This is a genomic window from Sinorhizobium sp. CCBAU 05631 (assembly GCF_002288505.1).
GTDB lineage: Bacteria > Pseudomonadota > Alphaproteobacteria > Rhizobiales > Rhizobiaceae > Sinorhizobium > Sinorhizobium fredii_C.
In genome coordinates, this window is sequence record NZ_CP023063.1 from 592,093 (window position 1) to 614,104 (window position 22,012).

The window sequence follows — 22,012 nt, forward strand, 5'->3', positions numbered from 1 at the left end:
GCCGATCCTTCTCGCTCGATAGCGGATGTCGGCGAACGAAGTGTTTCCCAAGCTACAATGGTGACGACAGGCCTGGCCCCTCACCCTTCCCCTCCGTTCTGACGGGGAGAGGGGACCGAGTTGGCGCCACAAGTCCCTTCGCCCGGCCTGCGGGGAGAAGGTGCCGGTAGGCGGATGAGGGGCAAATTCTCGGACGAAAGCCGATGGCTATTCCGCGTCGAGCGGCTCCACAGCTTGCGGCTTGCCGTTGCGATCGAGGCGGATTTTCTCGATGCGGTCCTCGGCCGCCTTCAGCAGCGTCTCGCAATGCTTCTTCAGCGCCTCGCCGCGCTCATAGATTTCGATCGATTTGTCGAGCGCCACATCGCCGCGTTCGAGCGCGGAGACGATCCGCTCCAGCTCCTCGACGGCCTGCTCGAAGGAGAGGGCGGAGACGTCCGCCTGCGTATTGTCGTTGTTCATCAATTACCCTCTCATCAGTCTCAGTATGTGCATGCCGGCCGATTCGGCGAGCCCCTGCAGGTCATAGCCGCCCTCGAGCATGCTCACCACTCGGTTGCCGGCGCTCCTGCCGGCGGCCTCCATGAGGCGTCCGGTCGCCCAGTCGAAGTCCTCCGCCACAAGATTGATCTGCGCCAGAGGATCGCGGTAGTGCGCGTCGAAACCGGCGGAGATCAAGACGAGGTCCGGCCGGAAATTGTCGAGAGCAGCAAGAACGCGGCTTCGGAACGCATCGCGGAAGTGCTCGCTGCCGCTATTGGGGGAGAGCGGCGCATTGACGATATTGTGCTTGACGCCGGTTTCTTCCTTGGCGCCGGTGCCCGGATAGAGCGGCATCTGGTGGGTAGAGCAGAACAACACCGACGGGTCGTTCCAGAAAATGTCCTGCGTGCCGTTGCCATGGTGCACGTCCCAGTCGACGATGGCGACCCGCTCGACGCCGTGCGCCTTCTGTGCATGGCGCGCGGCGATCGCGATCGTGTTGAAGAAGCAGAAGCCCATCGCCTTGTTCTTCTCGGCATGGTGGCCCGGCGGGCGGGCCGCGACGAAGGCGTTGTCGGCCTCGCCGGCGAATACCGCGTCGATGGCGGCGACGGCGCCGCCGATGCCGGTCAGCGCCGCCACGAAGCTTGACGGGCTCGCATAGGTATCGGCTTCGATCTGGTTGATGTCCTCGTCCGGCATCGCCCGGGTGATCGACCTGAGGTGCTCCTCGGAATGGGCAAGCAGCACCAGGTCCTCGCTGCCCTTCGACGCCTCGATACGCGTGAGCGGCGCGAAATTCGGATGCTCCAGCGCGAGGTTCAGCGCCCTCAGCCGATCCGGTCGCTCCGGGTGCCCCTCCGGAACTTTGTGTTCCTGGAAGAGGGCATTTTCATAGAGATGCGTGGTCATCCGCGCAAAGCTAGTGCGCGTGCCTGTCAAAATCCATGGCCGCGACAGCAAAAGTCCGATTTTCAACAGCGCGGATCGAGCAGGATCTTGCCGTTGCGGAGCGGATCGGACTGGTGTGCCAAGGCTTCGCGAAGCCGGCTCAACGGATAGGTTGCGGCGACCGGGCTCGCGAACAGCCCGTCGCGAAGGCCCGCAAAGCTTCGGGCAAAGGCTGCCTCGAGGGCGTCGCGCCCGGCGGAGTGGACCCAGGTTCGCAGCCAGAGGAAGGCGAAGCGAACGTCGGGGCGGCCGGCGATCGCTGCCTGCGGGACCGGAATGCCGCTGAGCGCGCCATACTGGATGAAGGCCCCGCCTCGATGGATGGTCCGGCTGATCAGCTCGGCGGCCAACGTCCCGCCAACCGCATCGAGCACCGCGTCAAACCTTGCCCCTGCCGGAAGGTCGCTGCCGTCGGTCACGACAATCGAATATCCCTCGCCGACACAGGTGCGGCTCTTGTCGCTGCGAAGGACCGCTGTTGGCACAACGCCTTCCAACGTCAGCAACTTCATCAGCATGCCGCCGATCGCCGAACCCGCGGCCGTCACGCCGACGCTGCGGCCCTGGAGAGAGCCGAAATGCAGGCGCAGCGCCTCGACGAGCCGCAGCGCCGTCAAGGGGTTGACGTAGCTCATTGCCGCTTGCGTGTCGCTCACATCGTCCGGCACGGCAAAGCACCATTCGGCCGGGCGGACGAGGATTTGCTGCCACAGCCCGCTGGCGCCGATCGGAACCACCCGGTCTCCGGGTTTCAGCTGGTGCACGCCCGTTCCGACGCGACGGACGATGCCGACGCCCTCGAAGCCGGGCACGAAGGGCAGTTCGGTGCGGGCGCGATAGGCGCCGGTCACCGGGATCAGGTCCGATGGGTTGATCGCCGCAAGCGAGATCTCGACCTCGACCTCGCCGGACCCCGGCTCGACGCGGGCGGCGTCGACGATCTCGATGACTTGTTCGGGATCGCCAAACTGTCTAACGAGAGTGGAGCGCATGTAAGGGGCCTCGCATGGACGGCACAGAGCGGGAAAATGTCACGGAAATCCGTATTCCGTTTCGCGATATAGACATGCATGGCCACATGCACAATGCGGCCTACTATGCGCATGCCGAGGCGGCACTGGCCAATCTCTGGCGGCATCGCCCGCCGACGAAGAACGAGCCGGCCTATCTGGTGCGCCGCTCTGCCTGCCTCTTTCATCGCGGCTTGCGTTTCGATGAGCCGGCCCGCTTCACCGTCACCGTGGCGAAGATCGGCGGCAGTTCGGTGAGCTTTGCGGTGCGCATCGAGGCTGGCGCCCATCTGGCGGCGGAGGTGGAAATCGTGTGGGTCGCCGTCGATCCGACTCGGCATCAGCCGGTGCCGCTGCCGGCCGCGACGCGCGACTGGCTCGCCGGCTATGCGGTGTGACCCGGTCTCAGCGAGCGAAAATGGGCGACGACGCCCATGCCGCCGCCGACCCCCATCATTGCCAGACCCTCGCTGTCGCTCGCTGCGGCGAGCATCTGGGAAAACAGCCTGACGACGAGAATCGCGCCGGAGGCGCCATAGGGATGGCCGAGCGCGATCGCACCGCCATCGCGATTGACGCGCTCCGGCGAAATGCCGAGGGGATAGAGACTTCCGAGAACCTGAGAGGCAAAAGCCTCGTTGAACTCGATGAAGTCGACCTTGGCGACGTCGAGCGCCGGATTGCGGGCACGAAGCCTCGCCATTGCCGGCACCGGGCCGAGGCCCAGGAGGTTGGGGTCGACGCCCGCCGTCGCCGCGGCGATGAATTCGAGGGCAAAGGACACGCCAAGCCGCCTAGCCTCGGCGAGCGACGTCATCAGAACGATCGCCGCGCCGTCATTGATCGGACAGGCATTGCCGGCGGTGACGGTGCCGTCCCTGACGAAGACGGGCTTCAGCCGGGCGAGCGTCTCGGCCGAGGCGTTGGCGCGGGGGCACTCGTCGCTGGCAACGAGGCCGGCCGGCGTCTCGACGGGCACGATCTCGCGACCGAAGCGGCCCGCAGTCTGGGCAGCCACGGCACGGCAATGACTTTCGAGCGCAAACTGGTCCTGGCGCTCGCGCGAAATCCCGCAGGCCGCGGCGACGTTCTCCGCCGCAACGCCCATATCCGGGTCGCCGATGGCATCGGGCGCCATCCGCGCGCGCTTCACCGGCTGCAGTTCCTCGCCACGCGCCAGCGGCGGGCGAAGTCGGATATGGGCGCGGCTGGCGCTTTCGGTGCCTCCGGCAAGATAATATTGCCCGGCGCCGGCCTGGATCTGCCGCGCCGCCAGGACGATCGCCTCGAGCCCGGAGCCGCATTGGCGGTCGATGGTGACGCCGGGGATGGAAACGGGCAGGCCGGCCTCGAGTGCGGCGAGACGCGCGAGATTGCCGGCGCTGTTTGCGGCATTGCCGACAAGCACGTCGTCGATCTCGTTCCGATTGATACCAACGTCCGAGACGATGCGATCGATCAGCAGGGCGGCAAGGTTTGCGGGCTCGATCGCGGCGAGACTGCCGTTGACGCGACCGATCGGCGTGCGTAGCGCCGCGATGACGACCGGTGTGCGGGTGGGATCAGAAGAGGCGTTCAAGGGCACCGTTCTCCTCCGCGATCCATTGCCGCAATTGTCCGGCCGCGATCTTGCCGGAGGCGGTCATCGGCATTTCCCGGCACAGCCAGACCTTGCGTGGATGCTTATAGCGCGGCAGGGCATCAGCAAGATGACGCTCCAGCGCTTCACGCTCGAACCTATCATCGCTCGGCTGGACGACCGCGACAAGCTCGCTGCCGAGATCCGGATGATCCAGGCCGAAGGCCAGCACCGACTGGACGCTGGCCGCAGCCATGATCGCGCTCTCGACTTCCGAGGGATAGATATTGTTGCCGCCGGAAAGCACCATGCCGCCGGCGCGGCCGATGAGATGCAAGGTGCCGTCCTCGTCGAGAGATCCGAGGTCGCCGACGGTGGCGAGCCGCCCATGGCGTCGAAATCCGACATTGTCGCCGCCGGCTATGTAGCCATCTGATATCAGTGCGCTGTCGACGAAGATCGTCCCGGCTTCCCCCGGCGGCAGGCGATTTCCGCGATCGTCCAGGATGGCCAGCCGGACGCCCGGAAATGCCTTGCCCACGGCAGTCGCTGCGTGATGCTCGTCCGCGCCGGCAACTGTGATGAAGCCGAGTTCCGACGCGCCGAAATATTCGATCACCTCTGCCGCGGGGAAGGTGCGCGCTGCAGCGCTGCGGTCCGCCGGCGTCAGCTTGGCACCGGCGACGGTGATCTTTTCGACGCAGCGCAAATGAGCACCTTCCGCCTCATCGCAAAGCCGCCGCAGCATTGTCGGCACCAGCACCAGGCGTTTCGCCCTGGCGGCGCCGATGATGTCGAGTGCCTGGCGCGCCTCGAAGTGGCGGGCGCCGATGAATTCGGCTCCGGCCGCAAGGCTTTCGACGAGGGCATAAAGGGCCAGCCCGTGCGCCAACGGTCCGGGGGCATAGGTCGTCGTTTCCGGCCTTAGGCCGAAGAAATCCTGGCCAATTTCGAGGCTGAGGCGCCAGGATCGGCGGTCGCGGATGATCGCTTTCGGTTCCCCGGTGGTACCCGAAGTGAAGACCACGAGGAACGGTTCCGCCTCGTCGCCGACGCGGATCGGGGAGGAGCCGTCGAACGTATCGAGCGAATGCGTTTGTCCCGCTGACGGAACCTCCAGATGCAGGAGATCGCCGGCGGCGCGGATGACGATCTCCGGTTTCAGCTTTTCCTTCATTCGCTGGCGGGTCGAGTCGGGGAGGTGCGGATCGATGAGCGCGGCACAATTGCCGCCCGATGTCGCGGCGATGAAGGCTGCGGCAAAGAGCGGGTGATTGCCGGTTTCAAGGGCAATCAGCCGGACGCGGCCGGAAAGGACACTTTGCTCCGTCGCCTGCAGGGCCGCTTGTTCGATCGCGTGGAGAATCCAGTACGCATCCGCGGCAAGCTCGCCATAGGTGAAAACCCCGCCCTCCATGTGGAAGGCCCGGGCGTGCGGGCGCTCGCCCGCATGTCGCGCTATGGCGCCTGCAAGCGGCATTGCGTCAGGCGCGGGCCGGCAGCAGCGGATAGCCGGCGTAGACGGCGCGGGCCGCGAGCGTGGCGATCGCCACCTTGAGGAGATCGCCCGGAATGAACACCAGCGAACCGGTCGCGGCGGTCATCAGCGGCGTGCCGGTGACTGCCGAGAGCCACGGAACGCCGATCGCATAGAGGACGACGATGCCGCCGATCAAGGAGGCGAGGAAGAATCCGACGAACTGACGCGCTTCCGAATTTCCCGGATGCACGAAGCGTTCGGCAATGAGACCGGTGACATAAGCGGCAACCGCCCACCCAAGAATGAAACCGCCCGAGGGGCCGGCGAAGACGGCAAGTCCGCCGCGACCGCCCGACAGCACCGGGAGGCCGATCGCGACCAGCAGGATGAACAGCAGGAAGGAAAGCGCGCCGCGCTTGGCGCCGATGATGCAGCCGGCGAGCATGACGCCCATCGATTGCGCCGTAATCGGAACGGGGATGAAGCCGAGCGTGATCGGCGGGATGAGGCCGAGCACGACGACGATTGCGGCGAAGAGCGCGATGAGGACGAGGTCTCTGGTGTTCATGTGGTCCTATCCTTTATTAGAAGGCGCGAATTTATTGGCGGCGGAATCCGCGCGCGTCAATGGCCGCCGCGATCGTATCCGCATCTTTCAGCGTCAGGATGATCAGCGGGCCGATGATCGTCATCGGCCGGATCGGCAGTCCTCGTGCACGGTGCGCCTCGCTGATTGCCTGATATCTGGCGAGGATATCCGGGACGAAGCGTAGCACGAGGCCAAGCGCCAGGCTGACATCGGCCGCCCGCAGGAGCCCGACGCGCTCCAGCGGCTTCAGGAGGATGGTGATTTCATCCATGAAGGCGCCGATTGTCGTCGTCGCCGTAACGGCGGCGGCGAAGAGCACGAGGGTCGTCAGCCGCAATATGAGTGCGATCACCTGGGGGAGTGGAACGAGGAAGAGGTTGATCCCCGCCAGCACGAGGATGGTGAACAGGACGAAGCCGACCCGCGAAAAGGCCTGGCGCGCCGACATGCCGAGGGAAAGATAGAGCGCACCGCAGAGGAGAAAGGCCGGCAGCAGCAGGAGCGGCGCGTTCGTCGCAAAAAGAGCCACGCTCAGGACGATGAGAGCGGCGAGCTTCAGGCGCACCGGCACCCGGTGGAACCAGCTCTGTCCTTCCACATAGAGGCTCGTCAGCATCCGGCCACCTCGTGATAGCGCCCGATTGTCTCCTCGGGGGTTCCGTCGGCAACGAGGCGACCTTCGTGAAAGAGCAGCAGGCGCTCGACCCCTTCGACAAGCCCGAGATCATGGGTGATGACGATCGTGTCCTCGTCGAGCGCATCGATCGTTGCCGCGACCATGCGGCGGTTGCGCAGGTCGAGCTGGTTGGTCGGCTCGTCAAGGATCAGGATTTTCGGTCCGGTGACGACGACGCTCGCCATGGCGACAAGCTGCGTTTCCCCGCCCGAAAGCTCATGCACGCGCCGTCTCGCAAGATGGCTGACGCCGAAACGGGCCAGCACCGCCTCCGTTCGCGAGGAAATCTCGTGCGTTGGCAGTCCGCGATTCTTGAGTCCGAAGGCGATGTCGTCCGAAACGATCGGCATGATCAGCTGGTGCTGTGGGTTCTGGAAAATGAAGCCCGCCTCGGCAAGCACGTCCCTGTCATCCTTCACCGTATCGAGGCCATTGACCAAAACGTGACCCGTCGTCGGCTTGACGAGCCCGTTGATCAGTCGCGCGAAGGTCGTCTTGCCGGAACCGTTGAGGCCGATGATGCCGATCCGCCGTTCGTCGAGGGCAAGCGTCAGCGGGTGAAGCGCTACCCGCTCGCCGAACCGGACCGAGCAATCGGTGAAGCGGATGTCCAATCTTGATCCTCGTCCAGTTGTCGTGGTGGCTCTAGCGCATCGCCCGAAAATCGGCATCGATTTTTCGGGAAGCACGATGCGTAGGTTTAAAGTGTTACAGCGTCCTTTGCGCGTCTGAAAAGACGTGCGGCGCTGTATAGGGCAACTCGATCGGCAAGGGCAATGCAGCCTTTGCCCGATTGCTTTATGGTGGAACTGTATTTGAATTATGGGAATAAAAGCCTATCCTCTTGCCCATGACGATTCGCCTCTCCAACCGCGATGCCCGGCGCATCTTCCTTTTCAAGCAGCGCCTCTCTGCCGCGCCGCATCGCGCGCTCGGCAAGGACGGTCTCCTGCGGCTGATCCGCGATATCGGCTTCGTGCAGGTTGATAGCATCGGCACCGTCGAGCGCGCCCATCATCAGATCCTGTTTTCACGCAACCAGACCTATCGCCGCGAGCATCTGAGCGAATTGCTGGAAGAGGATGGCGAGCTCTTTGAGCACTGGACTCATGATGCTTCGATCATTCCGAGCGCCTTCTTTGTCTATTGGAAGCATCGCTTCAAATGGGAGAGCGAAACGCTCAGCGAGCGTTGGCGCAAATGGCGCGGCGACGGCTTCGATGCGGGTTGCGACGAAACCTATGAGCGGATCGCCAGCGGCGGCGCCGTCATGGCGCGCGAGCTGAAGGAGGATCATCACGAATCGGGCGGCTGGTGGAACTGGCACCCGTCGAAGACAGCGCTCGAGGTGCTCTGGCGCCAGGGCCGGCTGGCGATCGCCCGCCGCGTCAATTTCCAGAAGGTCTATGATCTCACCGAGCGGGTGATCCCGGCGCATCACTACGACGGCGATGTGAGCCATCCGGAGTTCGTCGACTGGGCCTGCCGCAGCGCCCTCGAACGCCTCGGTTTTGCCACGCACGGGGAGATTGCCGCCTTTTGGGATCTCGTCTCGCCCGAGGAAGCGAAGGCCTGGGTCGCCGAGCATCGCGGCGAGCTTGACGAAATCGTCATCGAGCCTGCCAATGGCGGCAAGCCGCGGCTGTCCTATGCCTTTGCCGGCTTTCCGGACAATCTCGCCGATGTGCCCGATCCGCCGGCGCGCATTCGCGTGTTGAGCCCCTTCGACCCCTTGCTGCGCGACCGGAACCGCACCGAGCGACTTTTCGGCTTCTTCTACCGCATCGAAGTCTTCGTTCCCGAGGCGAAGCGCGAATATGGCTATTATGTCTTTCCGCTTCTCGAAGGCGATCGGCTGATCGGCCGGATCGACATGAAGGCCGACCGCAAGCGCGGCAGCCTCGACGTCAAGCGCCTGTGGCTCGAACAAGGCGTCAAGCCGGCGTCGGGCCGCATTGACAAGCTGATGGCCGAACTCGACCGGATCGCCCGTTTCACTGGCGTGGCAGAGGTCAATCTGCTGGAAGGCTGGAACGCCGATCTCTCCTGACCGATTTTTCTTGGCTTGCGGCGCCGGGCTTCCTAAATGGAAGGAACCCTTCACGACGCGGAGCAGAACGATGGACACCAACCTCATAAGCCTCTTCGATGCGGACGAGGCGGCGGTCCGCAAGGTTCTCTCCGAGACGCTTGCCGGCGCCGACGACGGCGAACTCTTCCTCGAGCATGCGCAGGCGGAGGTGCTCTCCTTCGACAATGGCCGCCTGAAGGGTGGCAGCTTCAACACCGACCAGGGTTTCGGCCTGCGCGCCGTCGCCGGCGAAGCGGTCGGTTACGCCCATGCCGGGGAATTGTCGCTTGCCGCGTTGAAAAGGGCCGCGGACGCGGTCGGGCAGGTGACCCGCGGCTATTCCGGCTCCTACGCCGCTGCCCCGCAGCGCACCAACAAGAAGCTCTATGGCGATGAAAATCCGATCGGCGAACCGAGTTTCGAGACGAAGGTGAGCCTGCTCCAGGACATCGACGCCTATCTGCGAGCCAAGGACCCCAAGGTCAGGCAGGTGACGGCGACGGTCGCCGCAAGCTGGCAAGTGGTGGACATCTTGAGGTCGGACGGGCATCGTGTTCACGACGTGCGGCCGATGACCCGCATCAACATCTCGGTCGTGGTCGGCGAGGGCGAAAGGCAGGAATCCGGTAGCTTCGGCATCGGCGGCAGGCGCGGCTTCGGCGACTTCATCACCGAAGAGAACTGGAAAAAGGGTGCCGACGAGGCGTTGCGGCAGGCGCTCGTCAACCTCGAGGCAATCGATGCGCCGGCAGGAACTATGGACGTGGTGCTCGCTTCCGGCTGGCCGGGCGTGATGCTGCACGAAGCGGTCGGCCACGGCCTGGAAGGCGATTTCAACCGGAAGAAGACCTCCGCCTTCGCCGGGCTGCTCGGCGAGCAGGTGGCGGCCAAGGGCGTCACCGTCGTCGATGACGGCACGATCGAGGCGCGGCGCGGCTCGATCTCGATCGACGACGAGGGCACGCCCTCCGGCTACAACGTGCTGATCGAGGACGGCAAGCTGGTCGGCTACATGCAGGACCGGCAGAATGCCCGGCTGATGGGCATGAAACCGACCGGCAACGGCCGCCGCCAGGGCTACGCCCATGTGCCGATGCCGCGCATGACCAACACCTATATGCTTGCCGGCGATCGCACGCCCGCTGAAATCATCGCCTCGGTGAAGAAGGGTATCTATGCCGTTTCCTTCGGCGGCGGCCAGGTGGACATCACCTCGGGCAAGTTCGTGTTCGGCTGCACCGAGGCCTATTTGATCGAGAACGGCAAGGTCGGCGCGCCGGTCAAGGGCGCCATGCTGATCGGTAATGGACCGGATGCGATGAAGCGGGTAACAATGGTCGGCAACGACACGAAGCTCGACACCGGTATCGGCAACTGCGGCAAGGCGGGCCAATGGGTGCCCGTCGGCGTCGGCCAGCCGCATCTCAGGATGGATCAGATCACCGTCGGCGGCACTCAGGCATAGGCAAGTCGAGATGGCGGATCAGTCGGGAGATGTTCTGGAAGTCCGGCGTTTTTTGGCGGCAGACGAGCAGGGCGTCATCGACGTCATCCTACCGATCCGGCGCGAGGAATTCGGCATTGCCATCACCGCCGAAGATCAGCCCGATCTTCGGGCAATTCCCGCATTCTACCAGAGCGGCGACGGAGACTTCTGGGTTGCAGCCGTCGGCGAGCGGATCGTCGGCACGATTGCGCTCAAGGATATCGGAGGCGCCGAGGCGGCCCTGCGGAAGATGTTCGTCGCGTCCGAATTTCGCGGGCGCGAATACGGCACCGCCACTCGCCTGCTCGATACCCTCCTCGCCCATGCCGAACGGCGGCAGTTAACGGCGATCTATCTCGGCACGACCGAGAAGTTCCTCGCCGCCCATCGGTTCTACGAAAGGAACGGCTTTGTCGAAATCGCCAGGCAAGATCTGCCGGCGAGCTTTCCGGTGATGGGCGTCGATACGATATTCTACGTTCGCCGATTTTGAGGGCCCGACAGAAGAGCGCGGATATCTGTCAGGTATTTGCGGGAATACGGGCGATGACCTTTATCTCGAAGTCGAAGCCTGCGAGCCAGGTCACCCCGAGCGCAGTCCAATTTGGGTACGGCGGCTTGCTGAAAACCTGTTGCTTGACCTCCATGATGGTTCCGAACTGGTTTTCGGGATCGGTGTGGAAGGTCGTCACGTCGACGATATCATCCATCGTGCAACCCGCTGCGCTCAGTGTTGCCTTGAGATTTTCGAATGCCAGTTGGACCTGGCGCCTGAAGTCGGGTTCGGGAGTTCCATCAGGACGGCTGCCGACCTGCCCGGAAACGAACACGAGATCGCCGGATCGAATGGCGGCGGAATAGCCGTGCTCCTCATAGAGTGCGTGCCTGTCTGCAGGAAAGATTGCTTCGCGCTGGGTCATTCTGATTTCCTTTGGGATGATCTAGAGAGAACCGATGAGCGCGGTTCATGCTTCACAAGCCGGCGCCACATTGGTATACGGTACGTATGTGAAATATCCAAATACGCACCGTATGTCAAGTCTATGTACGAGTCGTATGTGAAATTGTGAGTTTGAAATGGCGAAACGACGCAGCGAAACGATGGAGGAGAACCGGGTCAAGTTGATCGGGGCTGCAAGAAAGGCCTTCGCGGAAAAGGGATATTCCGCGGCATCGATGGACGATTTGACCGCCGAGGCAGGTTTGACGCGCGGTGCGCTCTACCACAACTTCGGGGACAAGCGAGGGCTGCTTGCGGCGGTTGTCGAGCAAATCGACTCGGAGATGGCGTCGCGCGCGCAGGAGATCGGCGCACGCGAGGGCAACGATTGGCTGAGACTATTGGCCGAGGGCGCGGCCTATATAGAGATGGCGCTTGATCCAGAAGTGCAACGCATTGTTCTTCTCGATGGACCCGCGGTGTTGGGTGATCCCTCGCAATGGCCCAGCCAGAACAGTTGCCTGCAAGTAACGAAAAGAGCTGTGGAACTCCTCATTGCGCGGGGCATCGTCAAGCCGCTTGACGCGGAAGCATCAGCCCGGCTTCTCAGTGGTGCCGCGCTCAATGCTGCTCTCTGGGTCGCGGCAAGCGACAACCCACCGGATGTGCTGCCGAAAGCCGTGGAGGCTTTCCGTTCCCTTGCGGCGGGGCTGCTTTTGCAGCCCTCGAGCGCTGCCGATGGCTGTGCGCATCGCCTGGAAAACGCGTCCCGATCTTAGCTGCGGCCGGGAAGCAGCAGGCAGTCGTAGGACCGTTTCTTGAGGATGGTGCAGGCCGAGTCGGCCGCCTCCCGGCTGGGGAAGCCGATGAAGCGGGAGCGGTAGCGCTTCCCGGAGCCGCTGCCGTCCACATCCGTATGCGGCGAGGCGCCGAGCAGGGCCGCACCGCCGGCCGACTGTGCCTCGACGAGAATTCTGCGCGCGGCTTCTGCCGTGGGTGACGTCGAAATCTGGATCTGCCAGTAGGCAGCCGCCTTCGCCTCGCTGCGCGCGACCACCTCGATTTCGGTTGGCCGATCAGCCGGAACCACAGCTGCGGGCGAGGCCGCCATGAGAGCTGCGCTCGCTTTCTTTCCGGCCCGAGTGGGTTCGGAATAGAGAGACACGCCGGGCAAGGTCGCGACCTCGACCGTGTCGAGCGGCTTAGCCGCGGCCATCGCCGATCCGCTGCCAGACTGGGACGCCCTGCCCAGGTGTTGATCGAGCAGCGCCGCCATCTTGTTGTCGCGGCTTTTCGCCGTGCGTCCGCCGAGCACGACGCCGATGACACGGCGGTTGCCGTCTCTGACGGCGCTGACCAGATTGAATCCGGAAGCGTTGGTATAGCCGGTCTTGATTCCGTCCATGCCGTCGTAACGATACATCAGCCTGTTGTGGCCCCGGATCACCCGGCCGCGGAAATTGAAGCTCTGCGCCGAGAAGAGCCGATACTCCTGCGGAAAGTCCCGGATCAGCGCCATGCCGAGTCTTGCCATGTCGCGCGCCGTCGTCACCTGCTGGCTCGCAGGCAGGCCGGATGCGTTGACGAAGACGGTGCGCGTCATGCCGAGCCGGCGCGCCTTCGCCGTCATCATCTGGGCAAAGGCGGCTTCGGAGCCGCCGAGTTTCTCCGCCATCGCCGCAGCGGCATCATTGGCGGAATGGACGATCATGCCGTAGACGGCCTGCTCGACGGTGATGGCGTCGCCGGGCTTGAGGCCAAGCTTGGTCGGCGGCTTGCGCGCCGCTTCCTTCGACATCGGTACCGGGGTCTGCCAACCGATCTCCCCCCGATGCAATGCCTCGAAGGTCATGTACAGCGTCATCATCTTCGTCAGCGATGCCGGATAGTTCAACTCATCCGCATTTTCGGCGGAAAGAACCCTGCCGCTGCGGGCGTCGATGACGAGGGACGCGCTACCCGCGAAAGCCGATCCGGTGGCAGCGACGAATGCAACGATCGCCGTCAAGGCAAATTGCAAGTTCTTCATGATTCCCCCTTGAACCGCGTGGCTTCTGGCGCGCGAAGTGTCAGGACGTGGCCGACGTGGATTTGTCGTAACATTAAGGCCGAAAATCAATAAGCGCAGCCCCTTTTTAAGGTTTGCCCCGACTTTCAATGGCAGCGCCGGCCGATTCAGCAAGGCTTAACAGAGGTGGCGTAAAGCTTCGGCAAAGTGCTGCGGGGCGGGTTCAGCGGCGTCTCGCGAAGCCGGTGCGGCACAGCGGAGAAGGATGAGACAGTTGGTCGCGAAGATCGTCCGCAACCAATTGCGGCGGGCCGCAATTGCCGGCGGGCTCGAGGCCGCACATCTCCTTGCGCGCGCCGGTCTGATGGGCGAGGCCCGCGGCCGCGGTGCCGTCTTTACCTTGCATCATGTCCGCCCCAGGGAACATCGAAACTTTGATCCCAACGCGCATCTGGAAATCACCCCGGCGTTCCTCGAAAAGACGATCGTGACATTGAAGCGCGGCGGTTACCGTTTCGTCGCTCTCGAAGATCTGCCGGCATGTCTCGCCTCGACCGGCGATCGGCCCTTCGCTTGCTTCACGCTCGACGACGGCTACCGCAACAATCTCGAATGGGCGCTGCCCGTATTCGAACGGCACGCCGTTCCCTTCACCGTCTTCGTCACGGCAGGCTATGTCGATCGCAGCCACACGCTGTGGTGGGAAACGCTCGCCGAGCTGCTGTCGCCCAGCCGCGAGTTCCGCTTCGACTTCGGCGATGGTGCGGTGCCGCTCTCGAGCGGCACGCTTGTGCAGAAGCAAGCGGCTTTCGATCGCATCGCCGCCTTTATCCATAGAACCGACGAGGCGAGCGCCGTGGCGGCGCTGAACCGAGCTGCGCTGGCGCAGGGCATCGATCCCCTCGCCATCACCGAGCGACTGACGCTCGACGAGAGCGGTCTTCGCGCCTTGGTCGCAAGCCCGCTCGCCAGCCTCGGCGCGCACACGGTCAGCCATCGCGCGCTGGCGCGGCTCGATGACGAGGAGGCCCGCCGGGAAATCGCCACATCCGCCGCACGGGTCGAGGCGATCACCGGCAGGCCGCCGCTGACCGTCGCCTATCCCTATGGCTACGGGCCGACCGTTTCGAAGCGGGATCACCGGCTGGCCGCGGATCTAGGCTTCACCGTTGGCGTGACGACCGAACCGGGCACGCTCTTTGCCGGCGTCAATCGTCATGCCATGCCGCGGATCTCGCTGAACGGTCACTTCCAGAGCGAACGCTATGTCGCTGCGCTCGCCTCCGGCATTCTGTTCCGGCTGCTGCATGAGTCCTGAAATCGGAATCGATTTCAGGACTCATGCAGCAGTTCAAAGTGCTACAGCGATCTTGGCGCGTCCACTTGGACGCGCGGCGCTGTAGCCTGGCGACAGGTCGCGGCTTCCCGTCAGGGATACATCCGAAGCTTTTCCCACCCTCCTTCCGGGAGGGGGCGGCGGAACTCCATGCGGTCGTGCAGTCGGAATGGACGGTCATGCCAGAACTCGATCGAGGTCGGCCGGATGCGGAAACCCGACCAGTAATCCGGACGCGGGATTTCGCCGATGGCGTGACGGGCGGTGAATTCGGCGACGGCCTTCTCGAGCGCGAGGCGGCTCTCGAGCGGTCGGGACTGCTTCGAGGCCCAGGCGCCGATGCGGCTGCCGCGCGGCCGACTCCTGAAATATTCGTCCGCCTCTTCATCGGTGACGATTTCCACCGGCCCGCGCAGGCGCACCTGGCGGCGCAGCGATTTCCAGTGGAAACACATGGCGGCCTTGCGGGTCGCCAGCAATTCGCGGCCTTTCTGACTCTCGAAATTCGTGTAAAAGACAAAGCCGCGTTCGTCGAACCCCTTGAGCAGCACCATGCGGACATTGGGCAGTCCATCGGGATCGACGGTCGCAAGGGCGACCGCGTTGGGGTCATTCACCTCGCTCTTCTCGGCGTCCTTCAGCCATGTGCCAAAGAGGGAAAAGGGCTCGTCTGCCTCCGTGAAGTCACCGGTTGTTAACTCATTCGCCGTCATATTGCCTTCCTATGCCGTGTATCTGGCGCGGGAGCGCGTCGGGATGAGCCCGATTGTCGTTTCCGCATCGAAAAATGTCGGAGCCCGCCAGCGCTTCCTCGGGCTGCGCTCGGCTCTGGCGAGTCAGACAGGATTGCCGTGCAAGACATAGCAAAGTGGATCGATGGCAAGAAGGGTTTTTCCATTGCGCTGCTGCGCAGTGCGGCTTTGTGCCTGACCGTCTTGGCGCTTCCGGGCTGCATGGGCGGTGGTCTTGATCTCTTCGGAAGTTCGAGCGTCGATCGTTCGGTCGCGACCGGGACCGTGCCGGTCGCCAAGACGTCCGACGGTCTCTCGGACGCGGTCGCCGTGCGCAATGCGGTTTCCTCGGCCGATATTACTGCGAGCAGCAACGCCATTCCCTGGGCGAATGCCTCGTCGGGCAGCGCCGGGGTCATCAGCAGCATCGAGGAAGACCGCGCCTCCGGCGTGCTCTGCCGCCGCTTCACCACCACGCGCCACTCCTTCGAAGGCATTGCCAAGTTCGATGGGCGGACCTGCCAGCTCGACAATGGCGAGTGGTATCTGACGAGCTTCGGCCCGCAGGGCTGAAATCCTCGGTTAACCACATCCCCGCAAAGACGCGGGACTGCGGCCCGAGCGGCCCGCAACCGCCTGCGGGGCGATAGCTCGGCTAACCGATATTTAGCAACTTCCCCGGATCATCGCTTCCGAGAAGAGCGGCCCATCTTGAGCTGCCGTCGTAGTGCGTAGACGCGCCGCCGCCAAGGGCTGGCCGTTCAAAGAATGTGGTGACAAGCCATGCGTGATCCCTATGCAATCCTCGGCGTGCGTCGCGGCGCTGGACAGGACGAAATCAAGGCCGCCTGGCGGTCGGTCGCGAAAGCGATCCATCCGGATCACAACCAGGACGATCCGCTGGCGACCGAACGCTTTGCCGAAGCCGGCCGGGCTTACGAACTGCTGCGGGACCCGGCGCGCAGGAGCCGCTACGACCACGCGCGGCGGGAGGCGGAACTGCGTCGCATGGAAGCGATGAAGGAGAAGATGCGCGGTCCGGAGCAGGTCGAGGAACCGGTCGGCGCGGAGAGCGCCGAGGAGGCGGTATCGCGCATTTTCGGCGTCGCCCCACAACCGGCATCCGGCAACAGGCCGAGGGCCTCGGCGCAGCGCCCCGCCGAGAAGGTCGCTCCCGCCGCCGAGGCAAAGCCGGAGCCGCCCGTCGAAACGACACAGGAGCCGGCAAGGACGGATACAGCGGTCCGGCGGCTTGCGGCGCCCGGGACGGAACTGGTTGCGGCGATCGTCCGGCGCATCCGCGACCGCATCACGAAGACGGCCGAGAAAGTGCCGGATCTGGCTGTCGAATTGCCGGTCAGCATCGACGAGGTGATCAACCGGGCGCGTGTCTCCCTGGAGCTTCCCGACGGCGAAACGGTGAAGCTGGCAGTTCCGCCTGGCGCGGTCGACGGCCAGGTGGTTCGCCTGAAGGAGCAGGGCTACCGGGTCGCCGGCATGACCCGTGGCGACGTCGTCGCGACCCTGCGCATCCGTCAGGACGGCGCCTTCCGCACCCAGGGCCTCGATCTCGTGACCACCCTGCCGGTCGACCTCCAGGATGCGGTCCTCGGCTGCGAGGCCGCAATCGAAACGCCGAGCGGAGCCGTGACCGTCACGGTTCCGGCATGGTCGGGATCCGACCGTGTCATCCGGATAGCCGGTAGGGGTTTGAAGGGAGCCGACGGCGAAAGCGGCGACCTCCTTGTCGAGTTGCGGCTGGTGCTGCATGAAAAGCCCGACGACAAGGTCACCGACCTGATGCGGGCGCAGCGCGACGGCCTCTATTTGTAACGGTTCAATGACAAGCTGAACCAATATTACGGGGACTAACAGTTCCTGATCCGCACCGCGCTTGAACCGGTCTGGCGGCTATGCCATAGGCAATTCTCGACATTTTGCCGCATCCACCATTGGTGGCATAGTGCGGCGCCATCGACATTCGGGAATCTGGCATCGGCTCCGGCCGGTCCAGGCAGACAGTATTGGGGACATTCCATGGCTCAGGCATCGGGTCTGATGAATGGCAAGCGCGGCGTCATCATGGGCGTCGCAAACAATCGCTCGATTGCGTGGGGCATCGCCAAGGCTCTGTCGGAAGCGGGCGCTGACATCGCGCTGACCTGGCAGGGCGACGCGCTGAAGAAGCGCGTCGAGCCGCTGGCGCAGGAACTCGGCGCCTTCATGGCCGGTCATTGCGACGTGACGGACCTTGCCACGATCGACGGCGTATTCTCGGCGCTTGAGGAGAAATGGGGCAAGATCGATTTCGTCGTGCACGCGATCGCCTTCTCCGACAAGGACGAGCTGACGGGCCGCTACCTCGATACGAGCCGCGACAACTTCGCCCGCACGATGGATATTTCCGTCTACTCCTTCACGGCCGTTGCGGCGCGTGCCGAGCGCATCATGAACGATGGCGGCTCGATGCTGACGCTGACCTATTACGGCGCCGAAAAGGTGATGCCGCATTACAACGTCATGGGCGTCGCCAAGGCGGCGCTCGAGGCAAGCGTGCGTTATCTCGCCGTCGATCTCGGCAACCGCGGCATCCGCGTCAATGCGATCTCGGCCGGCCCGATCAAGACGCTCGCCGCCTCCGGCATCGGCGACTTCCGCTATATCCTCAAGTGGAACGAATACAACGCGCCGCTGAAGCGCACCGTTTCAATCGAGGAGGTTGGCAATTCGGCACTCTACCTCCTGTCCAACCTGTCTACCGGCGTCACCGGCGAGGTGCACCATGTCGATTCCGGTTATCATACGGTCGGCATGAAAGCGGTCGACGCTCCGGACATTTCCGTCCTGAAGGACTGATCGCTTCTTGCGTGCAACTGCTTGAATCCTCGGACCGAGTTCGGTCTAAGATTTGAGCAGCTGTCCGGTTGCGCGAGCGGCCTTCGCGCGCCTGGCAAGACACGCAACGCGGCGGGCGGCGGCCTCATCCGGAGTGAACACTGTGCTGATCTACATGGTTCGCCACGGCCAGACGGACTGGAACGCCGAGAGTCGTCTACAGGGGCAGAAGGATATTCCCCTCAACGAGACCGGCCGCCAGCAGGCGACCGGCAATGGCGTGGCCCTCGGAGAGATCCTCGGGCGGAATGCCGCCAGCTTCGATTTCGTCAGCAGCCCGCTTGGCCGGACGCGTGAGACCATGGAGCGCCTCAGGCGGGCCATGGGGCTCGACCCTTTCATCTACCGCACCGACGAGCGGCTGAAGGAGGTTTCCTTCGGAGCCTGGGAGGGCTTCACGCTTTCGGAATTGAAACGCCGGGTGCCGGAGCGCATTGCCGCACGCCGGGTGGCGAAATGGGACTTCATCCCGCCCGGCGCGGATGCCGAAAGCTATGAAATCCTCTCCTGGCGCGTCGGTGCCTGGCTGAAGGATGTGAGGAAGCCCACCGTCTGCGTCAGCCACGGAGGCGTGATCCGTACCCTGTTCAAGCTGCTCGGAGAAATGGAGCCGGATGAAGCAGCGGCAGCAGCGATTCCACAGGACCGGCTGCTGAAGATCGTCGACGGCTCGATCAACTGGCTTTAGGCGGGATGCGCGCACAAATGTTCATGCCGGACCCTTGGGACCAGCCTACTGAACGATTTCCAGATCGTTGATGACGCGTTTGCCGTCCACTTCGGTGTAGAAGACGAGAACCTTGACGCCGGCCTCAAGTCCCTCGAAGTTGAATTCCTCGGGCGCCTGGTAGCTCTTGCCGTCGTCGAGCGAGAGGCTCAGCTGCTCGGTGTCGATATTGGTGATCACGGCTTCGACGTCGGCGCTTTCCGCGTGGACCGAGAGCGGCGATAGCAAGCTTGCGGTAGCCATGAGCGTCGCAATGACAAATCGCATCTTTCCTGCCCTCTTCCATGAAACTGCGAATTTCCTCGTCATCACCCTGTGATCCCCGATTGTGGCAAAAGTTCTTTTTGCCATGGTTTTTTAGGATTTAGCTGCAGATTCCGAACAGTGTTTTCGGCGGCTGAAAGAGTGAACGCCGGCCACGGGAATTTCAAGCCGCTAAGGCCGGAACGCGGGTGCTGTACGCCCTGCCGAAGGATGTCGCAGCGGGTTTTCCAAAGAAAGATCGCGGAGAACTCCAGGGCGGCAGGCAGGCCGCGACAACCGTAGACCGTAATCCAAGCGAATCGGAGCCGAAAATCCGGGCTTGCGGCAAGTCCTCCCGCAACAGCGGAAGCCCTTTCCCCAATGAGTGCTTTACACTAAGAGAGGGCGCGCGCTTTCGCGCGGTCTGAGCAGGACGGAAATACGAAGTCTTTCGCGTTCTGCTCTCACTCGATTAGAATCGATCCGGAGGGATTGGGTCGGTCGGTCCGATCTCTCGGGTCCTGAGCACGGTAGCCGTCATGTCGCACAATACCTTCGGTCATCTCTTCCGCGTCACCACCTGGGGCGAGAGCCACGGAGCGGCGCTCGGCTGCGTCGTCGACGGATGCCCGCCCGGCATTCGCTTCACGCTCGCCGAAATTCAGGCCTGGCTTGACAAGCGGAAACCCGGCCAGTCCCGGTTCGTGACCCAGCGCCGCGAAGATGATCTGGTTAAGGTCCTGTCCGGCGTGATGCTCGACGAGGACGGCGAGACGATGATCTCGACGGGTACGCCGATCTCGATGATGATCGAGAACACCGATCAGCGCTCGAAGGATTACTCGGAGATCGCCAAGCGCTACCGCCCCGGCCATGCCGATTACACCTACGACGTCAAATACGGCATTCGCGACTATCGGGGCGGCGGCCGGTCCTCGGCGCGCGAGACGGCGGCGCGCGTGGCGGCCGGCGGCATCGCCCGCAAGGTCGTGCCCGGCCTCGTCGTGCGCGCTGCGCTCGTGCAGATCGGCAAGCACCGGATCGACCGGGCCAATTGGGACTGGGCCGAGGTCAACAACAATCCGTTCTTCGCGCCGGATCCGGCCATCGTTCCCGTCTGGGAGGAATATCTCGACGGCATCCGCAAGGCTGGCTCGTCGATCGGCGCGGTCGTCGAGGTCGTCGCCGAAGGCGTGCCGTCCGGCATCGGTGCGCCGATCTATGGCAAGCTGGACCAGGACATCGCCTCGAACCTGATGTCGATCAACGCCGTCAAGGCCGTCGAGATCGGCGATGGTTTTGCCACCGCCGAGCTCAGCGGCGAGGAGAACGCCGACGAGATGCGCATCGGCTCCGACGGCAAGCCCGTCTATCTCTCCAACCATGCCGGCGGCATTCTGGGCGGTATCGCGACCGGCCAGCCGATCGTCGCTCGCTTCGCGATCAAGCCGACCTCCTCCATCCTGACCGAACGCCGCTCGATCGACAGCGACGGCAACGAGGTGGACGTGCGCACCAAGGGCCGGCACGATCCTTGTGTCGGGATCAGGGCGGTGCCGATCGGCGAGGCCATGCTTGCCTGCACGATCGCCGATCACTATCTGCGCGACCGGGGCCAGACCGGCCGGCTGAAATAATCTGCTGGAGAGAATAAAGATGTCCTATGACCAGAAGCGCGTCGTCGAGGCCATTCGCGCCTTCGAGGCCGGCGAGATCGTCGTCGTTACCGATGACGGCGGGCGCGAAAACGAAGGCGATCTGATCGTCGCGGCCGTGCACTGCACCCCTGAAAAGATGGCCTTCATCGTCAGGCACACCTCGGGCATCGTCTGTGCGCCCATGCCGCGCGACGAGGCGAAACGCCTCAACCTGAATGCGATGGTCGCCGAGAACGACTCCGCCCACACCACCGCCTTTACGGTTTCCGTCGACTTCAAGCACGGGACGACGACTGGCATTTCGGCCGATGACCGCACCCTGACGGTCAGGAACCTTGCCAATCCGAATGTCGGAGCGACGGATTTCGTGCGGCCCGGCCATATCTTCCCGCTGGTGGCGCGTGAGGGCGGCGTGTTGATGCGCTCCGGCCATACCGAGGCGGCAGTCGACCTCTGCAAGCTCGCCAGTTTGCCGCCGATCGGCGTCATTTGCGAACTGGTCAACGACGACGGCACGGTGATGCGCGGCCCGCAGGTGGAGACCTTCGCCGAAACGCACGGCCTGAAGCAGGTCTCCGTTGCGGATCTCATCGCCTACCGCCAGCGCAAGGAGACCTTGATCGAAAAGGCCCATAGCTTCGAGATCGAGACGGCCTACGGCAAGGCGAAGGCGCACACCTATGCGCTGCCATGGGATCCGATGCAGCATCTTGCCGTCGTTTTCGGCGACGTTCGCGACGGCGTCGACATTCCCGTCCGTCTTCACCTCGAAAATGTCGGCGCGGACGTCTTCGGCAATGGCCGCCAGATCGACGAGGTCATGAAGCGCATCGCGGGCGAGGGGAGGGGCGTCATCGTCTACCTGCGCGAGGGCTCGGTCGGCGTCGGCGTCTCCCAGACCGCGCGCAAGGGCAAGCATGACCGCGAGGGCCATTCCGAAGCGCAGGCGCGCGAAAGCGAATGGCTGGAAATCGGCCTTGGCGCCCAGATCCTCAAGGATCTCGGCATCACGTCGATCCGACTGCTGTCCTCTCGCGAGCGCCACTATGTCGGCCTCGAAGGCTTCGGCATCAAGATCGCAGCGACAGAGATCCTGTAGCGCGCACAGGCGGACGGCCGAGTTCACAAGAAAGCCGCGCCTCGGGAAGA

General features: G+C 63.8%; 24 protein-coding genes. 12 read left to right on the forward strand and 12 right to left on the reverse strand.

The features are described from left to right. Positions 1-207: 207 nt before the first annotated feature. From SS05631_RS02765 to SS05631_RS02775, 3 genes are all read right to left on the reverse strand, one after another. On the reverse strand, positions 208-462 hold the full coding sequence (locus tag SS05631_RS02765) for an exodeoxyribonuclease VII small subunit (RefSeq protein WP_037413353.1): 255 nt from the start codon (positions 460-462) through the stop codon (positions 208-210). A 3-nt stretch (positions 463-465) separates the two neighbouring features. Beyond that, on the reverse strand, positions 466-1,395 hold the full coding sequence (locus SS05631_RS02770; protein ID WP_037413356.1) for a histone deacetylase family protein: 930 nt from the start codon (positions 1,393-1,395) through the stop codon (positions 466-468). A 62-nt stretch (positions 1,396-1,457) separates the two neighbouring features. Then, positions 1,458-2,426, reverse strand: coding sequence for a zinc-dependent alcohol dehydrogenase family protein (locus tag SS05631_RS02775; RefSeq protein WP_037413357.1), 969 nt, complete (start codon positions 2,424-2,426; stop codon positions 1,458-1,460). Positions 2,427-2,440: 14 nt separating this feature from the next. On the opposite strand from SS05631_RS02775, the gene SS05631_RS02780 reads away from it, so the two are divergent. Further along, positions 2,441-2,842 (forward strand): thioesterase family protein, encoded by a 402-nt coding sequence (locus SS05631_RS02780; RefSeq protein WP_095677919.1) that lies wholly within the window; start codon positions 2,441-2,443, stop codon positions 2,840-2,842. Here SS05631_RS02780 and SS05631_RS02785 read toward each other — a convergent pair. From SS05631_RS02785 to SS05631_RS02805, 5 genes are read right to left on the reverse strand one after another with little or no spacing between them, the layout of a single operon-like run. Next, a complete protein-coding gene (locus tag SS05631_RS02785) occupies positions 2,830-4,023 on the reverse strand; it encodes a thiolase family protein (RefSeq protein WP_037413359.1) in 1,194 nt (397 codons plus the stop codon). The genes SS05631_RS02780 and SS05631_RS02785 overlap by 13 nt on opposite strands. After that, a complete protein-coding gene (locus tag SS05631_RS02790; protein WP_037413360.1) occupies positions 4,007-5,503 on the reverse strand; it encodes a class I adenylate-forming enzyme family protein in 1,497 nt (498 codons plus the stop codon). The genes SS05631_RS02785 and SS05631_RS02790 overlap by 17 nt, the downstream gene beginning before the upstream one ends. A 4-nt stretch (positions 5,504-5,507) precedes the next feature. Beyond that, positions 5,508-6,071, reverse strand: a complete 564-nt coding sequence (locus SS05631_RS02795; protein ID WP_037413361.1) for a biotin transporter BioY — start codon at positions 6,069-6,071, stop codon at positions 5,508-5,510. 31 nt (positions 6,072-6,102) lie between these two features. Next, on the reverse strand, positions 6,103-6,708 hold the full coding sequence (locus SS05631_RS02800; RefSeq protein WP_037413362.1) for an energy-coupling factor transporter transmembrane protein EcfT: 606 nt from the start codon (positions 6,706-6,708) through the stop codon (positions 6,103-6,105). After that, on the reverse strand, positions 6,702-7,382 hold the full coding sequence (locus tag SS05631_RS02805) for an energy-coupling factor ABC transporter ATP-binding protein (RefSeq protein ID WP_037413363.1): 681 nt from the start codon (positions 7,380-7,382) through the stop codon (positions 6,702-6,704). The genes SS05631_RS02800 and SS05631_RS02805 overlap by 7 nt, the downstream gene beginning before the upstream one ends. A gap of 236 nt (positions 7,383-7,618) precedes the next feature. Between SS05631_RS02805 and SS05631_RS02810 the strand changes: the two genes are divergently transcribed. The 3 genes from SS05631_RS02810 to SS05631_RS02820 all read left to right on the forward strand — a co-directional run bounded on the left by SS05631_RS02810 (position 7,619) and on the right by SS05631_RS02820 (position 10,818). Next, entirely contained in the window at positions 7,619-8,818 is a 1,200-nt protein-coding gene (locus SS05631_RS02810; protein WP_095677920.1) for a winged helix-turn-helix domain-containing protein, read from the forward strand. Positions 8,819-8,888: 70 nt separating this feature from the next. Continuing rightward, positions 8,889-10,304 (forward strand): metalloprotease TldD, encoded by a 1,416-nt coding sequence (gene tldD, locus SS05631_RS02815; RefSeq protein WP_037413378.1) that lies wholly within the window; start codon positions 8,889-8,891, stop codon positions 10,302-10,304. Positions 10,305-10,314: 10 nt separating this feature from the next. Then, on the forward strand, positions 10,315-10,818 hold the full coding sequence (locus SS05631_RS02820; RefSeq protein ID WP_037413379.1) for a GNAT family N-acetyltransferase: 504 nt from the start codon (positions 10,315-10,317) through the stop codon (positions 10,816-10,818). A 28-nt stretch (positions 10,819-10,846) separates the two neighbouring features. Here SS05631_RS02820 and SS05631_RS02825 read toward each other — a convergent pair whose 3' ends face one another. Beyond that, positions 10,847-11,245 carry a RidA family protein gene (locus tag SS05631_RS02825; RefSeq protein ID WP_037413380.1) on the reverse strand — a complete coding sequence of 133 codons (399 nt, stop codon included), beginning with the start codon at positions 11,243-11,245 and terminating at the stop codon, positions 10,847-10,849. Between the two features lie 157 nt (positions 11,246-11,402). On the opposite strand from SS05631_RS02825, the gene SS05631_RS02830 reads away from it, so the two are divergent. Further along, the gene (locus tag SS05631_RS02830; RefSeq protein ID WP_037413381.1) at positions 11,403-12,044 is read left to right on the forward strand and encodes a TetR/AcrR family transcriptional regulator; all 642 of its coding nucleotides are present in this window, start codon (positions 11,403-11,405) and stop codon (positions 12,042-12,044) included. On the opposite strand, the gene SS05631_RS02835 is transcribed toward SS05631_RS02830, so the two are convergent. After that, a complete protein-coding gene (locus tag SS05631_RS02835) occupies positions 12,041-13,294 on the reverse strand; it encodes a D-alanyl-D-alanine carboxypeptidase family protein (protein WP_050988152.1) in 1,254 nt (417 codons plus the stop codon). The two genes, SS05631_RS02830 and SS05631_RS02835, sit on opposite strands and share 4 nt — an antisense overlap. Positions 13,295-13,538: 244 nt before the next feature. Here SS05631_RS02835 and SS05631_RS02840 point away from each other — a divergent pair, with 244 nt between their 5' ends. Continuing rightward, a complete protein-coding gene (locus tag SS05631_RS02840) occupies positions 13,539-14,591 on the forward strand; it encodes a polysaccharide deacetylase family protein (protein ID WP_095677921.1) in 1,053 nt (350 codons plus the stop codon). Between the two features lie 110 nt (positions 14,592-14,701). Here SS05631_RS02840 and pdxH read toward each other — a convergent pair whose 3' ends face one another. Next, positions 14,702-15,322: a pyridoxamine 5'-phosphate oxidase gene (pdxH, locus tag SS05631_RS02845; protein WP_037413386.1), complete on the reverse strand. Its 621-nt coding sequence runs from the start codon at positions 15,320-15,322 to the stop codon at positions 14,702-14,704. A 138-nt stretch (positions 15,323-15,460) separates the two neighbouring features. Between pdxH and SS05631_RS02850 the strand changes: the two genes are divergently transcribed. From SS05631_RS02850 to SS05631_RS02865, 4 genes are all read left to right on the forward strand, one after another. Then, complete coding sequence (locus SS05631_RS02850) at positions 15,461-15,913, forward strand: RT0821/Lpp0805 family surface protein (RefSeq protein WP_037413388.1); 453 nt, start codon at positions 15,461-15,463, stop codon at positions 15,911-15,913. A gap of 210 nt (positions 15,914-16,123) precedes the next feature. Beyond that, on the forward strand, positions 16,124-17,173 hold the full coding sequence (locus SS05631_RS02855; RefSeq protein WP_037413390.1) for a DnaJ C-terminal domain-containing protein: 1,050 nt from the start codon (positions 16,124-16,126) through the stop codon (positions 17,171-17,173). 204 nt (positions 17,174-17,377) lie between these two features. Then, on the forward strand, positions 17,378-18,196 hold the full coding sequence (gene fabI, locus SS05631_RS02860) for an enoyl-ACP reductase FabI (RefSeq protein WP_037379294.1): 819 nt from the start codon (positions 17,378-17,380) through the stop codon (positions 18,194-18,196). A 142-nt stretch (positions 18,197-18,338) separates the two neighbouring features. Continuing rightward, positions 18,339-18,923: a histidine phosphatase family protein gene (locus SS05631_RS02865; RefSeq protein ID WP_037413391.1), complete on the forward strand. Its 585-nt coding sequence runs from the start codon at positions 18,339-18,341 to the stop codon at positions 18,921-18,923. 45 nt (positions 18,924-18,968) lie between these two features. Here the strand turns inward: SS05631_RS02865 and SS05631_RS02870 are convergent, their stop codons facing one another. Continuing rightward, positions 18,969-19,229 carry a DUF1344 domain-containing protein gene (locus tag SS05631_RS02870; protein WP_012707100.1) on the reverse strand — a complete coding sequence of 87 codons (261 nt, stop codon included), beginning with the start codon at positions 19,227-19,229 and terminating at the stop codon, positions 18,969-18,971. Between the two features lie 515 nt (positions 19,230-19,744). Here SS05631_RS02870 and aroC point away from each other — a divergent pair. Together aroC and ribB are read left to right on the forward strand one after the other, a co-directional pair. Beyond that, complete coding sequence (aroC, locus tag SS05631_RS02875; RefSeq protein ID WP_037413392.1) at positions 19,745-20,842, forward strand: chorismate synthase; 1,098 nt, start codon at positions 19,745-19,747, stop codon at positions 20,840-20,842. Between the two features lie 19 nt (positions 20,843-20,861). Then, positions 20,862-21,962, forward strand: coding sequence for a 3,4-dihydroxy-2-butanone-4-phosphate synthase (gene ribB, locus SS05631_RS02880; protein ID WP_037413393.1), 1,101 nt, complete (start codon positions 20,862-20,864; stop codon positions 21,960-21,962). Positions 21,963-22,012 lie beyond the last annotated feature (50 nt).